14 protein-coding genes are annotated in these 13,582 nt (G+C 40.7%); 11 read left to right on the top strand and 3 right to left on the bottom strand.

What is annotated here, in order from left to right:
* Nucleotides 1–48: 48 nt before the first annotated feature.
* Nucleotides 49–1,740, bottom strand: coding sequence for an arginine--tRNA ligase (gene argS, locus HMPREF2867_RS01075; protein WP_070575150.1), 1,692 nt, complete (start codon nt 1,738–1,740; stop codon nt 49–51).
* A 154-nt stretch (nt 1,741–1,894) separates the two neighbouring features.
* On the opposite strand from argS, the gene argR reads away from it, so the two are divergent.
* The 3 genes from argR to mutS are packed head-to-tail and all read left to right on the top strand — an operon-like array spanning nt 1,895 to nt 5,233.
* Nucleotides 1,895–2,323: an arginine repressor gene (argR, locus tag HMPREF2867_RS01070; RefSeq protein WP_170314548.1), complete on the top strand. Its 429-nt coding sequence runs from the start codon at nt 1,895–1,897 to the stop codon at nt 2,321–2,323.
* Nucleotides 2,323–2,682 (top strand): YlbF family regulator, encoded by a 360-nt coding sequence (locus tag HMPREF2867_RS01065; RefSeq protein ID WP_002889586.1) that lies wholly within the window; start codon nt 2,323–2,325, stop codon nt 2,680–2,682. The genes argR and HMPREF2867_RS01065 overlap by 1 nt, the downstream gene beginning before the upstream one ends.
* Nucleotides 2,675–5,233 carry a DNA mismatch repair protein MutS gene (gene mutS, locus HMPREF2867_RS01060; protein WP_070575147.1) on the top strand — a complete coding sequence of 853 codons (2,559 nt, stop codon included), beginning with the start codon at nt 2,675–2,677 and terminating at the stop codon, nt 5,231–5,233. Before HMPREF2867_RS01065 ends, mutS begins: the two co-directional genes overlap by 8 nt.
* A gap of 33 nt (nt 5,234–5,266) precedes the next feature.
* Here mutS and HMPREF2867_RS01055 read toward each other — a convergent pair whose 3' ends face one another.
* Nucleotides 5,267–5,722, bottom strand: coding sequence for a DUF3021 domain-containing protein (locus HMPREF2867_RS01055; protein ID WP_002886315.1), 456 nt, complete (start codon nt 5,720–5,722; stop codon nt 5,267–5,269).
* Nucleotides 5,719–6,156: a LytTR family DNA-binding domain-containing protein gene (locus HMPREF2867_RS01050; protein ID WP_002886318.1), complete on the bottom strand. Its 438-nt coding sequence runs from the start codon at nt 6,154–6,156 to the stop codon at nt 5,719–5,721. Before HMPREF2867_RS01050 ends, HMPREF2867_RS01055 begins: the two co-directional genes overlap by 4 nt.
* Before the next feature lie 178 nt (nt 6,157–6,334).
* Here HMPREF2867_RS01050 and HMPREF2867_RS01045 point away from each other — a divergent pair, with 178 nt between their 5' ends.
* The 8 genes from HMPREF2867_RS01045 to spx all read left to right on the top strand — a co-directional run bounded on the left by HMPREF2867_RS01045 (nt 6,335) and on the right by spx (nt 13,400).
* Entirely contained in the window at nt 6,335–6,640 is a 306-nt protein-coding gene (locus HMPREF2867_RS01045) for a hypothetical protein (protein ID WP_070575143.1), read from the top strand.
* A gap of 51 nt (nt 6,641–6,691) precedes the next feature.
* The gene (gene mutL / locus HMPREF2867_RS01040; RefSeq protein WP_070575140.1) at nt 6,692–8,629 is read left to right on the top strand and encodes a DNA mismatch repair endonuclease MutL; all 1,938 of its coding nucleotides are present in this window, start codon (nt 6,692–6,694) and stop codon (nt 8,627–8,629) included.
* Between the two features lie 129 nt (nt 8,630–8,758).
* A complete protein-coding gene (locus HMPREF2867_RS01035; protein WP_037597288.1) occupies nt 8,759–8,980 on the top strand; it encodes a hypothetical protein in 222 nt (73 codons plus the stop codon).
* 157 nt (nt 8,981–9,137) lie between these two features.
* On the top strand, nt 9,138–9,728 hold the full coding sequence (ruvA, locus tag HMPREF2867_RS01030) for a Holliday junction branch migration protein RuvA (RefSeq protein ID WP_070575137.1): 591 nt from the start codon (nt 9,138–9,140) through the stop codon (nt 9,726–9,728).
* 8 nt (nt 9,729–9,736) lie between these two features.
* On the top strand, nt 9,737–10,291 hold the full coding sequence (locus HMPREF2867_RS01025; RefSeq protein WP_070575134.1) for a DNA-3-methyladenine glycosylase I: 555 nt from the start codon (nt 9,737–9,739) through the stop codon (nt 10,289–10,291).
* A gap of 96 nt (nt 10,292–10,387) precedes the next feature.
* On the top strand, nt 10,388–11,653 hold the full coding sequence (locus HMPREF2867_RS01020; RefSeq protein ID WP_070575131.1) for a competence/damage-inducible protein A: 1,266 nt from the start codon (nt 10,388–10,390) through the stop codon (nt 11,651–11,653).
* 40 nt (nt 11,654–11,693) lie between these two features.
* Nucleotides 11,694–12,833 carry a recombinase RecA gene (gene recA / locus HMPREF2867_RS01015; protein ID WP_002889600.1) on the top strand — a complete coding sequence of 380 codons (1,140 nt, stop codon included), beginning with the start codon at nt 11,694–11,696 and terminating at the stop codon, nt 12,831–12,833.
* A 168-nt stretch (nt 12,834–13,001) separates the two neighbouring features.
* Nucleotides 13,002–13,400 (top strand): transcriptional regulator Spx, encoded by a 399-nt coding sequence (gene spx / locus HMPREF2867_RS01010; RefSeq protein ID WP_002886328.1) that lies wholly within the window; start codon nt 13,002–13,004, stop codon nt 13,398–13,400.
* The last annotated feature ends 182 nt before the right edge of the window (nt 13,401–13,582 follow it).

Here is a 13,582-nt window from a genome sequence, read left to right as displayed (position 1 = left end):
AAATTAAATGTCTAACTTTTTGGGGTCAGTACACGTTTTGAATATGGCTTACATCTCGTCTGGAGCTTCAACACCGAGAAGGCGAAGGGCTTCTTTGAGGACTGTTGCTGTTGCGTAGCAAAGAGCCAAACGGCTATCACGTTCTGGGCTTTCGTCCAAGATACGTGTGTGTGCATAGTATTTGTTAAAGGCTTGAGCTAAGCTGATAGCAAATTTAGCAACGATAGATGGTTCAAAGTTGTCTGATGCACGGTTGATGATACGTGGGAAGTCTTGGATGAGTTTGATGATTTCCCAGCTTTCAACGTCGTTTAGGCTGTATGTAGCATCTGCAGATGGCGTGAAGTTAGCCTTGCGCAAGATAGATTGGATACGAGCGTGTGCATATTGAACGTAAGGTCCAGTTTCTCCCTCGAAGGATACCATGGCATCAAGGTCGAAGTCGTAACCATTCATACGATCTGTTTTAAGGTCGTAGAATTTGATAGCTCCGACACCGACAGCATGAGCAACAGCTTCCTTATTAGGCAAGTTTGGATTCTTAGCTTCGATTTGAGCTTGGGCACGGTTAACAGCTTCAGCAATAGTTGGCTCAAGCAAGATAACGTTACCTTTACGAGTTGACAATTTCTTACCGTTCTTAGTTACAAGACCAAAGGCAACGTGAGTCATGTCGTCAGACCAGTCGTAGCCCATTTCTTTAAGAACAGCTTTCAACTGTTTGAAGTGAGCAGATTGTTCATTACCAACCACATAGATGGCTTTGGCAAAGTCGTAAGTACGTTTACGGTAGAGGGCAGCAGCCAAGTCACGTGTGATGTAAAGTGTCGCACCATCTGATTTTTTGATGAGGGCTGGGTGTTCGATACCGTATTTTTCAAGGTTAACCACTTGGGCACCTTGAGATTCTTGGAGAAGTCCTTTTTCAGTCAAGATGTCAACGACTTCATCCATCTTATCATTGTAGAAGGCTTCACCATTGTAGCTATCAAAAGAAACACCGAGTTCATCGTAAAGACGGTTGAATTCCACCAAGCTCTCGTCACGGAACCATTGCCAGAGGGCAGTTGCTTCCTCGTCACCAGCTTCCAATTTACGGAACCATTCACGAGCTTCTTCGTCTACAGATGGGTCTTCTTCAGCTTCGGCATTGATACGCACATAAAGTTGAAGGAGTTCGTTGATAGGGTTAGCTTTGACAGCTTCCTCGCTACCCCATTTCTTATAGGCAACAATCAGCATACCAAACTGTTTACCCCAGTCACCCAAGTGGTTGATACGGACTGGTTTGTAGCCTTGTTTAGCTACGATGTTGGCAAGAGCATCAGCGATAACTGTTGAACGCAAGTGACCGATAGAGAAAGGTTTAGCGATGTTAGGACTAGACATATCAAAGGCGATGTTACGTCCGTGACCGATGTTTTGGTCAGCGTAGTGGCTGCCTTGAGCGATGACTTGTCCAAGAACGTCCGCTGAGATTTTTGATTTATCAAGGAAGAAGTTGATGTAAGGACCAACAGCTTCAACTTTTTCAAAGTTTGAGGCATCGATTTTTTCAGCGATGTCTGCTGCAATCATTTGAGGAGCCTTGCGCAAGACTTTAGCCAATGAGAAGGCAGGAAAGGCGAGGTCCCCCATGTCAGCGTTTTTAGGGGTTTCAAGCAGATTTTGAATGTTTTCTTGTTCCAATTCAGGAACAACTTTGGTAATTTCTGCTGCAATGAGTTCTTTAGTATTCATAGGTACTCCATTTCAAATCTTGTCATTCATTCCTATTTTACCATTATTTTAGTTAATAGGGTAGGGACAAGAAAGCATCTATTAGGAAGAATTTCATGAAAAAATACAAAAATTCTGTTATAATATGCAAAGAATATACATAAAAAGAGGAAAGATAATGAAGAGAGATCGTCAAGCTGTTATCAAACAGATGATTTCAAGAGATAAGATTGGGACACAAGAGGAAATTAAGCAACGCTTAGAGGCGGAAGGTATCACGGTTACTCAGGCTACCTTATCACGTGACTTGCGTGAGATTGGCCTCTTGAAGCTTCGTGATGAAGAAGGCAGACTTTACTACAGTTTGTCTGAACATGTGCTTCCAAGTTTGGATCCTACGGTTAAGGACTATGTCAAATCAGTTTCCCGTGCCCAGTTTATGCTGGTCCTTCACACGGAGTTGGGTGAAGCTGATGTTTTGGCCAATCTAATTGACAGTGATGGCAACCCTGAAATTTTAGGAACCGTTGCTGGTGCAGATACCCTCTTGGTAATCTGTAAGGATGCTGTGGTTGCTGAAAAACTGGAAAGCGAGTTTCACTGATGAATACTCCTCATCAGGATCTCCAAAAAGCCAAAGAAGAGTTAATTGACCTCCTCAAACACCATGAGGCGGTTCTTGCTTTTCAAGAGGCTGAGAAAGCTATTGGACAGGTCCCTCAAATCAGTCATCTAGCTGGACAGATGAAGGCTTATCAACAAGAAGCAGTGCTTTTTCAAAAAATTGAGAAACAACGTGCCTATGAGGAGGCAGGTGAACAAGCAGATTTGATTCAGCATGAGTTGGAAAATTTGCCTATTGTTCAGGACTACCGTCAAAAAATGCAAGATGCCAGTGACTTGATCCAATATGTGACCAAGTCTATCGAAGAAAGGATTAACGAGGAGTTAAGACATGGCTAAGGAAAAAATATCTCCAGGAATGCAGCAGTATTTGGATATCAAGGAAAATTATCCAGATGCTTTTTTGCTCTTCCGTATGGGGGATTTTTATGAACTTTTTTACGAGGATGCCGTTAAGGCTGCCCAGATTTTGGAAATTAGCCTAACCAGTCGTAATAAGAACGCCGATAATCCCATTCCTATGGCTGGTGTTCCTTATCATTCAGCTCAAGCCTATATTGATGTCTTGGTTGAGATGGGGTACAAGGTAGCCATTGCTGAGCAGATGGAGGATCCTAAACAGGCTGTTGGTGTGGTTAAGCGTGAGGTTGTTCAGGTTATCACCCCAGGAACAGTGGTTGACAGTTCTAAACCTGATAATGCCAATAATTTCTTGGTAGCTATTGACAAGGCTGGAAGTCGATTCGGCCTGGCCTATATGGATGTGTCAACGGGTGAATTTTTTGCGACAGAGTTGGACGATTTCAGTTCAGTTTATAGTGAAATTCAGAACCTTAAGGCACGTGAAGTAGTGGTTGGTTATGATTTACCCGAAGCTGATGAACAACTTTTGGTGAAGCAGCTCAACCTGCTTCTCTCCAAGGAAACAGAGGTTTACGATGATGTCCACTTGATTGACACCAGCTTGACAGACTTGGAAAGCAGTGTAGCGGGTAAACTACTCCAGTATGTGCACCGTACTCAGATGCGTGAGCTCAGCCATTTACAAAAGGCTCAGCACTATGAGATTAAGGATTACTTGCAGATGTCTTATGCGACCAAGTCAAGTTTGGATTTGCTGGAAAATGCTAGAACAGGCAAGAAACACGGTTCTCTTTTCTGGCTCTTGGATGAAACCAAGACAGCTATGGGAATGCGTCTCTTACGTACTTGGATTGATAGACCTTTAGTGAATCAGGCTGCAATCGTGGAGCGTCAGAATATTATCCAAGTTTTCTTGGACAATTTCTTCGAGCGTAGTGATCTGACTGAGAGTCTTAAAGGGGTTTACGATATTGAGCGCCTGGCCAGCCGTGTTTCCTTTGGAAAGGCTAATCCTAAAGATTTGATTCAGCTAGGTCATACCCTAGCTCAGGTTCCAGTTATTAAGGCGATTTTGGAGTCTTTTGATGACGAGGCCTTGTCACGTCTTTTACAAGAGCTAGATGCTCTGCCAGAATTAGAGAGTCTGATTCGGTCGGCTATTGATCCCGATGCTCCTGCAACCATTACAGAAGGTGGCATTATCCGTGCTGGTTTTGATGAGACCTTGGACAAGTATCGCAAGGTGATGAGCGAGGGGACGTCATGGATTGCGGATATCGAAGCCAAGGAACGTGAAGCGTCTGGTATTACAACACTAAAAATTGATTATAACCGTAAAGATGGTTACTACTTCCATGTGACCAACTCTAATCTTAGCTTGGTTCCTGACCATTTCTTCCGCAAGGCAACCCTGAAAAATTCAGAGCGTTTTGGAACTGCTGAGTTGGCTAAGATTGAAGGTGAAATGCTTGAGGCACGTGAAAAGTCATCAACGCTAGAGTATGATATTTTCATGCGTGTCCGTGAGCAGGTGGAACGCTATATTGATCGTTTGCAATCTTTGGCTAAGGCTATTGCGACAGTCGATGTGCTTCAGAGTTTAGCAGTTACAGCAGAGACTAATCATTATGTTCGTCCTGTGTTCAATGATGAACATCGTATCGTTATTGATCAAGGTCGTCATGCAGTGGTTGAGAAGGTTATGGGTGTTCAGGAATACATTCCAAACACGATTACCTTTGACAGTCAGACCAATGTTCAGCTCATTACTGGGCCAAATATGAGTGGTAAATCTACTTATATGCGTCAGTTGGCCTTGTCAGTCGTTATGGCTCAGATGGGGTCTTACGTACCAGCAGATAGTATTGATTTGCCAGTTTTTGACGCCATCTATACACGTATTGGTGCTGCAGATGACTTGATTTCAGGTCAGTCGACCTTCATGGTTGAGATGATGGAGGCTAATCAGGCCATTAAGCGGGCGACACCTAATTCCTTGATTATTTTTGATGAGTTGGGACGTGGGACAGCCACCTATGATGGTATGGCTTTGGCCCAGTCTATCATTGAGTTTATTCATGACAAGGTGGGGGCTAAAACCATGTTTGCTACCCATTATCATGAGTTGACAGCCCTGTCAAATACTTTGACACACCTTGTCAACGTTCATGTGGCGACACTTGAAAAGGACGGAGAGGTGACTTTCCTTCACAAGATTGTCGATGGCCCAGCTGACAAATCTTATGGTATTCATGTAGCTAAGATTGCAGGTTTACCAGCAGATTTACTGGAACGTGCTGACACCATCTTGACACAATTAGAGGGTGAGACAGTTACCATCCAACCTCAGGAAAAGGTATCGCCTCAAGAGAAGCCAGCCACTGAAACACATGTCAACGAGCAAATCTCTCTCTTTGATGATTTTACTGAAAATCCGGTTCTTCAAGAGTTACGTGATTTGGATATTTACAATATGACACCGATGCAGGTCATGATGGCTGTAGCAGATTTAAAACAGAAACTATAAAAGAAGCTTGTCGATTGACAGGCTTCTTGTCTTTTATAGGTGTTTCAATTCTTGGTTGAGTTGTTCAATATCCTTTTTCATTTTCCAATAAGAGAAGACCCAAACGAGGAGATAGATAAGGCTGAATTCAATGACTAGCTCCAAGTAGAAAGTTAAACGTAGAGGGAACCATCCGCTGAGGGTAGCTAGTGGAATGAAACCTAGACAGGTCAAGGCGTAGTGAGTGAGGGTTGCACGAAGCAAACTCCATTCAGCCTTACGGAAAATATAACTAGCGACTTCAAAGAGGATACCGATAGCAAACCAAGTGATGAGGCAGTAGGCCAATACCATAGATCCGTGAACCTGATGTGACGTCATCCATTGTCCAATGGCTGAGTGAGGATTTAGAGGCATGTAGCTTGGTGCCCAGATAAGAGACATAATCATGGATACGGCAAGTCCGATAAGGATGCCCTTTGTGCCTGATTTAAAAAGTTGCTTTTTCATTGTAATTTCTCCTTTATTGCTTTGAGGTAACGGCGTGATGAGTAGGTGGTTTCCTTGTTTTTAAGGTGAATTTCAACGAGGCCGTTAGGGGTAATGTTGAAGCGTTCAATTTCTTTGAGGTTGACAATCTCTGATTGTGAGATTTTGATAAAGTAAGATGGCAGTTTTTCTAAAACTTGATAGAGACGTAAGCCTAAGTGGTACTCTCCTAGAATAGTTTCAGCTAAAACTTGGCGATTTTCGATGTAAATTCTGGAAATAGCATTAGGCTCGATGAGATAAGTTTCGCCATCTTTTTTTCCTTTGAGTCGTTGGTTATCATCCAAAGATTCGACAAACTCGACCACTTGCTGAATCTTGGGCGTCCGACTAGGTGCCTGAATCTGCAACATTTCTTCTTGAAATACCGAGTCAATCTGAACTTTTATTTTCATAACTATCCTTTCTTATTGGTAATTGAGGAGGCCTCCTCCCTTTCACACCTTTATTAAACACTATTTGCTAGCCCACAGCAATAGCACTTGTCTATGTGGTCCTATATGGTGTTTAAGTGGTTGAAAATATTTTAGAAAACCCCTATACTTAATGAAAACGTACTGACGAGGTAATCACATGAAATCTATAATGAAATGGTTAGCAGGAATTTTTCTTGCCTGCAGTCTGATTTTGAGTTTTTTTACACCTTTTGAAAAGGCACTAACACTGAACCTGCTCCTGTTTTATTTCTTTGTTAAGCAGTTTATGGATTCTACAAGCTCGCCTAAAACCTACCAATGGATTTTCCAAATCATCTACCTCTTGATTTTTTCTGGGCTCATTTGGTTCAACCTTTGTCATGGGGATATGATTGTTATAGCCACAGCCTTATCTTGGCTAACAGTTGTGTGTGAGTTATGGTTATATAGTAAGCATCAGTAACAGTCAGCACCAGTGAATGTATCAACCTTTTAGAAGGGAGAAAAAATAATTATGCCAAAAATCATCGAATTGCCTGAAGTTCTAGCCAATCAGATTGCTGCTGGAGAGGTCGTAGAGCGACCAGCTAGTGTAGTTAAAGAGCTGGTGGAAAATGCTATTGATGCAGGTAGCACCCAGATTACCATTGAAATTGAAGAATCAGGCCTCTCAAAAATTCAAATCACAGACAATGGTGAAGGAATGGCTCAAGCTGACGTAGCCATGAGTTTGCGCCGTCATGCAACAAGTAAAATCAAAAATCAAGGAGACCTCTTTCGTATTCGAACTCTTGGTTTTCGAGGTGAGGCCCTGCCATCAATAGCTTCTATCAGTCATCTTACCATTGTGACGGCGGCTGATGGAGAAGCCTATGGGACTAAACTGGTTGCCAAAGGTGGGGAAATTGAGAGTCAGGATCCTATTTCAACACCAGTTGGAACAAAGATTACCGTTGAAAATTTATTTTATAACACCCCAGCTCGTCTCAAGTATATGAAGAGTTTACAGGCTGAGTTGGCTCATATTGTCGATGTTGTCAATCGTCTGAGTCTAGCTCATCCTGAGGTTGCCTTCACCTTGCTTAATGACGGTCGTCAGTTGACACAGACCTCAGGTACTGGAGACCTCCGTCAAGCTATTGCCGGGATTTATGGTTTGACAACGGCTAAAAAAATGGTGGAAATTTCAAATTCTGACCTTGATTTTGAAGTTTCTGGCTATGTCAGCCTTCCTGAATTAACTCGTGCGAATCGTAACTACATCACGATTCTCATTAACGGACGTTATATAAAAAACTTTCTACTTAACCGTGCTATTTTTGATGGTTATGGTTCTAAACTCATGGTGGGACGCTTCCCAATTGCGGTTATTGATATTCAGATTGATCCTTATTTGGCTGATGTCAATGTTCACCCAACAAAGCAGGAAGTACGTATCTCTAAAGAAAAAGAGCTCATGGCTCTTATCAGCTCTGCCATTGCTCAAAGCCTTAGAGAGCAGGATTTGATTCCTGATGCCCTTGAAAATCTAGCCAAGTCTAGTACTAGAGGTGCAACTAAGCCGGTTCAAACGAGTTTACCACTCAAACAGACCAATCTTTACTATGATAGCAGTCGTAATGATTTCTTTGTCAAACCAGAGACAGTCCAAGAAGATATCAAACCACTCGTATCAGAGTCCCCAGTTTCATCGGTAGAAAACAAACCGCAACCTTCTGTTAAACAGGCACAACGTTCAGTAGATGAAAGTGATGACAAACACGAAAAACTCGACTATAAAAACAAGTCGAAAATGAAGCGCATGCTTGAAACTCTAGATAATGAGGAAACATCAACCTTCCCTGAATTGGAGTTTTTTGGTCAAATGCATGGAACCTATCTCTTTGCGCAAGGACAAGGCGGACTTTACATCATTGACCAGCATGCTGCCCAAGAACGTGTCAAGTATGAGTACTATCGTGAAAAGATCGGTGAGGTTGACAGCAGTTTACAACAGCTCTTGGTTCCCTATCTCTTTGAATTTTCAGGTTCAGATTACATTAGTTTACAAGAAAAAATGCCCCTTCTTAACCAGGTTGGTATCTATCTAGAGCCTTATGGGAATAACACCTTCATTCTTCGTGAACATCCTATCTGGATGAAGGAAGAAGAGATTGAAACTGCAGTCTATGAGATGTGCGACATACTTCTTTTGACGAATGAAGTGTCTGTCAAAACCTACCGTGCTGAGTTAGCCATCATGATGAGTTGTAAACGTTCAATCAAGGCCAATCATGCCCTCGATGATTACTCTGCGCGTGACCTTCTAGTACAGCTTGCCCAGTGTAAAAACCCCTACAATTGCCCTCACGGACGTCCTGTACTTGTCAACTTTACAAAGTCTGATATGGAAAAAATGTTCCGTCGAATTCAAGAAAATCATACCAGTCTACGTGACCTAGGGAAGTATTAAAACTTTTTTTCGTCTTACTTTACGAATAGGAATGTTAGATTTATAATAGTGATGAAGACAAGGAATCTTCTAATGTTTTAGCACATCATTGTAGGATGGTTGACTGATTTTAAGTTAGGAGGTAGAGTGATGAGACACCTAACAAAAACTAATAAACACTTTTTACTTGTTGGCTTAACATTTTTAGCGACTAGCTTGATTTTCTATATTTTGGCTTGGTTAGGTCGACCAAGTTTGGAGAATGCCCTAGTAAATGTTTCTAGCATTGCCTTTACTTTAGGCGTTGTAACATATATTCTATTAGGCTTGAAGATGATTACAGATACTTTAAAGACGAGTAGTCATCCTTAAAATGGAGCAAACATAATCCACTTTCGAGTGGATTTTTTGTTACAATAGTACAGCAGTGCTTGAGGTGACAAAATAAACACTCAAGACAATTATCTTATAAGTATAAAATAACAAAGCAATCCATTGAAGATACGAACGAGAAAGGAAATCACACGCTATGTATGATTACATCAAGGGAACTCTAGTGAAAATTACTGCCAAGTATATTGTTATAGAAGCAAACGGCCTAGGTTATATTGTCACTGTAGCGAACCCATATAGTTTTTCTGACCAGATGAATCAGACTATCCAAGTCTACCTTCATCAGGTTATTAGGGATGACGCCCACCTTCTTTTGGGTTTCCATACTGAAGATGAAAAAGAGGTCTTCCTTAAGCTTATTTCAGTTTCTGGAATAGGTCCGACGACTGCTCTAGCCATTGTTGCTGTAGATGATAATCAAGGATTGGTTGCTGCCATTGATAATAGTGACATCAAGTACTTGATGAAGTTTCCAAAGATTGGTAAAAAGACAGCTCAGCAAATGGTTCTAGACTTGGCAGGAAAATTTGCAGAGTTACCAACAGAAACGACCAAGACGACACCAAGTCCAACTGAAGGGAATCATCAGTTGGATGAGGCTATGGAAGCCTTGCTTGCTCTTGGTTATAAAGCTGCAGAACTTAAGAAAATCAAAGCCTTCTTCGAAGGTACTAATGAAACGGCAGAGCAATACATTAAATCAGCTCTTAAGATGTTGATGAAATGAGGTAAGCAATGGTCAATCGTTGTCGTTGGGTACCAACAAACAATAAATTATATTGTGATTATCATGACAAGGAGTGGGGAAAGCCTATTGGTGACGATCAAAAACTTTTTGAGCTGCTTTGCTTAGAAAGTTATCAGTCAGGACTTTCTTGGTTAACGGTTTTAAATAAACGTCAGGCCTTTAATCGTGTTTTTCATGACTATGATATTGAGCGTGTTGCCCAGTTTAGCCTAAGTGAACTTGAAGAAGCGCTTCAAAATCCGGATATTATTCGTCACAAACTTAAGCTAGAAGCAACCGTAAATAATGCCAAACAAGTACTAAAACTCCAAGATGAATTTGGCTCCTTGTCCCATTATTTTTGGCATTTCTTTGACGGAAAGCCCTTGGTAAATAATGTTCCCACATATAAGGACGTCCCATCATCAACTGATTTATCCCAACAGATTGCCAAAAATCTAAAAAAGAGAGGGTTCAAATTTTTAGGACCGACTACTATATATTCATTTTTACAAGCCGCAGGATTTGTGAATGATCATGAAAATACCTGTGACTTCAAATAAATGAGTAGATTTGATTGACAAGACGAGAAAAACATGTTAGTTTATAAACGAACATGTTTTTGAGATTATTTTACGAATAGTAATATAGGTGAACCAATGAAAGCTGAATTGATTGCAGTAGGAACCGAAATCCTAACCGGGCAAATCACCAATACCAATGCCCAATTTTTATCTGAGAAACTAGCTGAACTAGGAATCGATGTGTATTTTCACACAGCAGTAGGAGACAATGAAAACCGCCTACTCTCAGTTCTAGACCAAGCTAGTAAACGTAGTGATTTAGTCATACTTTGTGGAGGACTTGGTCCTACTGAGGATGACTTAACCAAGCAAACCCTAGCTAAGTTCTTAGGAAAAAAACTTATTTTTGATGAGGAGGCAAGTAAAAAGCTGGACAGTTTCTTTGCTACTCGTCCTAAACACACACGAACGCCTAATAATGAACGTCAAGCGCAAATTGTTGAGGGGGCTATCCCCTTGCAAAATCCTACAGGTCTTGCAGTTGGAGGCGTCATTACTGCTCAAGGGGTGACCTATGTAGTCTTACCTGGTCCACCAAGTGAACTCAAACCTATGGTGAATCAGGAACTTGTTCCAGCACTTACTGAGAATCACGCAAGTCTTTATTCGAGAGTCCTAAGATTCTTTGGCGTTGGAGAAAGTCAATTGGTGACTATTCTGAAGGATTTTATTGTTAACCAAACAGATCCAACCATAGCTCCATACGCTAAAGTGGGGGAAGTAACACTTCGCTTGTCAACAAAGGCTTCTTCACGAGAAGAAGCGGATCAAAAACTAGATGTTTTAGAAAAACAAATTCGTTCTATTAAAACTCTAGATGGCAAATCCTTATCTGATTTTATTTATGGGTATGGAGAGTCTAATAGTTTAGCCTTTGAAGCTTTTCGTTTGCTTAAGAACCAAGGCAAGACTATCACTGCAGCTGAAAGCCTAACAGCAGGTTTATTTCAGGCTAGTATTGCTGATTTTTCAGGAGCCTCACAAGTATTTAAAGGCGGCTTTGTTACTTACAGCATTGAAGAAAAATCTAAAATGTTGGATATTCCCTTGTCGCAACTAGAAAAACATGGTGTTGTCAGTCATTTTACTGCAGAAAAAATGGCTGAAGGTGCCCGAGCTAAAACAGATAGCGATTACGGAATTGCACTTACCGGTGTAGCTGGACCAGATTCATTAGAAGGACACCCAGCAGGTACAGTATTTATTGGTATTGCTGATAGGAATCAAGTAAGGTCAATCAAGGTTGTTATAGGTGGAAGAAGTCGTTCTGATGTTAGATATATTAGTACCCTCTATGCCTTTAACCTAGTTCGCCAAGCTTTATTACAAGAGACAACTTGATTTAAGTTTGTCTTTAACTATAGAAAGAAGAGGAAAATAAGTGGCTAAGAAAACAAAGAAAACAGAAGAAATTACAAAGAAATTTGGAGATGAGCGTCGTAAAGCACTTGATGATGCTTTGAAGAATATTGAAAAAGATTTTGGTAAGGGTGCAGTTATGCGTCTTGGTGAGCGTGCAGAGCAGAAGGTTCAGGTTATGAGCTCGGGCTCGCTAGCTTTAGATATTGCTCTTGGTGCAGGTGGTTATCCTAAAGGTCGTATTATCGAAATTTACGGACCAGAATCATCAGGTAAAACGACTGTAGCCCTCCATGCTGTTGCTCAGACACAAAAAGAAGGCGGAATCGCTGCCTTTATCGATGCAGAGCATGCCCTTGACCCTGCTTATGCGGCAGCCCTAGGTGTTAATATCGATGAGCTTCTTTTGTCACAACCTGATTCAGGTGAGCAAGGTCTCGAAATTGCAGGTAAGCTGATTGACTCAGGTGCAGTTGATTTGGTTGTTGTTGACTCAGTTGCGGCCTTGGTACCACGTGCAGAAATTGATGGAGATATTGGTGACAGTCATGTTGGACTTCAAGCGCGTATGATGAGTCAAGCCATGCGTAAGCTATCTGCATCTATTAATAAAACAAAAACAATTGCTATCTTCATTAACCAATTGCGTGAAAAAGTTGGTATTATGTTTGGTAATCCAGAAACGACCCCTGGTGGACGTGCTCTGAAATTCTATGCATCAGTACGTCTTGATGTACGTGGAAATACGCAAATCAAAGGGACTGGTGATAAAAAAGACCAAAATGTTGGTAAGGAAACTAAAATCAAGGTTGTCAAAAATAAGGTTGCTCCACCATTTAAAGAAGCCTTTGTCGAAATTATGTATGGTGAAGGGATTTCACAAACAGGTGAGCTTGTAAAAATCGCTAGTGATTTAGGAATTATTCAAAAAGCCGGAGCATGGTTCTCATATAATGGAGAGAAGATTGGTCAAGGATCTGAAAATGCTAAAAAATATTTGGCAGATCATCCAGATATTTTTGAAGAAATTGATCATAAAGTACGTGTACACTATGGTTTGATTGAACCAGATGAAGAGGATAGTGTTGAAGAAGCACAAGTTGAAGAAACATCTGATGAACTTGTTTTGGACCTTGATTCAACCATTGAAATTGAAGAATAAGTGTAAAAGAGCCGAAGGCTCTTTTTCTCTTTGATTTAATCTAAGTAAAAAAAGATCTATGATAATTGAAAAAGTCCCCTTAGAATCAAAATAGGTCGCTAGACCGATTTCTTAAACTAAGGATAATGATAAGATAATAGTATCATGTGACAGAAAGAGAGAATTAACATGATTAAGATTTATACAATTTCAAGTTGTACAAGTTGTAAAAAAGCAAAAACATGGTTGAACAACCATCAACTTCCTTATAAAGAACAAAATCTTGGTAAAGAACCACTTACAAAAGAAGAAATCTTAAACATCCTATCAAAAACAGAGAATGGTGTTGAGAGCATTGTTTCATCAAAAAATCGCTATGCTAAAGCTCTAAATTGTGATATCGACGAGCTCAGTGTTAGTGAAGTGATTGATTTGATTCAAGAAAACCCAAGAATCTTGAAAAGTCCAATCTTAATTGATGATAAGAGATTGCAAGTGGGTTATAAAGAAGATGACATCCGTGCGTTCTTACCGCGCTCAATACGAAATGTCGAAAATTCACAAGCACGCATGCGAGCAGCTCTATAAAAAATGAAAAAAAGGAGATACTAGAGATCTTCTTTTTGCTTTCACTTATTGCATAGAAAATAAGTATTGACATTGGTTCACAAACTTGATAGACTAAGAAAGTCTCAAGGAAATTGTTCAGTAACTGAAAAAGTTTGAAAAAAACTTTAAAAAAGTTATTGACAAGACAAGTGAGAGATGAT

The sequence above is a fragment of the Streptococcus sp. HMSC064H09 genome (genome assembly GCF_001812625.1).
Classification (GTDB): Bacteria; Bacillota; Bacilli; order Lactobacillales; family Streptococcaceae; genus Streptococcus.
The sequence above is the reverse complement of the archived record's forward strand: the minus strand, read 5'-3'. Positions and strand labels throughout refer to the sequence as shown.

Excerpts from the sequence above, each read along its gene's own strand:
- mutL (WP_070575140.1), top strand. The coding sequence starts at position 6,692 with ATGCCAAAAATCATCGAATTGCCTGAAGTTCTAGCCAATCAGATTGCT.
- mutS (WP_070575147.1), top strand. The coding sequence starts at position 2,675 with ATGGCTAAGGAAAAAATATCTCCAGGAATGCAGCAGTATTTGGATATC.
- HMPREF2867_RS01055 (WP_002886315.1), bottom strand. The coding sequence starts at position 5,722 with ATGAAAAAGCAACTTTTTAAATCAGGCACAAAGGGCATCCTTATCGGA.
- HMPREF2867_RS01035 (WP_037597288.1), top strand. The coding sequence starts at position 8,759 with ATGAGACACCTAACAAAAACTAATAAACACTTTTTACTTGTTGGCTTA.
- HMPREF2867_RS01050 (WP_002886318.1), bottom strand. The coding sequence starts at position 6,156 with ATGAAAATAAAAGTTCAGATTGACTCGGTATTTCAAGAAGAAATGTTG.
- spx (WP_002886328.1), top strand. The coding sequence starts at position 13,002 with ATGATTAAGATTTATACAATTTCAAGTTGTACAAGTTGTAAAAAAGCA.
- HMPREF2867_RS01020 (WP_070575131.1), top strand. The coding sequence starts at position 10,388 with ATGAAAGCTGAATTGATTGCAGTAGGAACCGAAATCCTAACCGGGCAA.
- HMPREF2867_RS01025 (WP_070575134.1), top strand. The coding sequence starts at position 9,737 with ATGGTCAATCGTTGTCGTTGGGTACCAACAAACAATAAATTATATTGT.
- ruvA (WP_070575137.1), top strand. The coding sequence starts at position 9,138 with ATGTATGATTACATCAAGGGAACTCTAGTGAAAATTACTGCCAAGTAT.
- HMPREF2867_RS01045 (WP_070575143.1), top strand. The coding sequence starts at position 6,335 with ATGAAATCTATAATGAAATGGTTAGCAGGAATTTTTCTTGCCTGCAGT.
- argS (WP_070575150.1), bottom strand. The coding sequence starts at position 1,740 with ATGAATACTAAAGAACTCATTGCAGCAGAAATTACCAAAGTTGTTCCT.
- HMPREF2867_RS01065 (WP_002889586.1), top strand. The coding sequence starts at position 2,323 with ATGAATACTCCTCATCAGGATCTCCAAAAAGCCAAAGAAGAGTTAATT.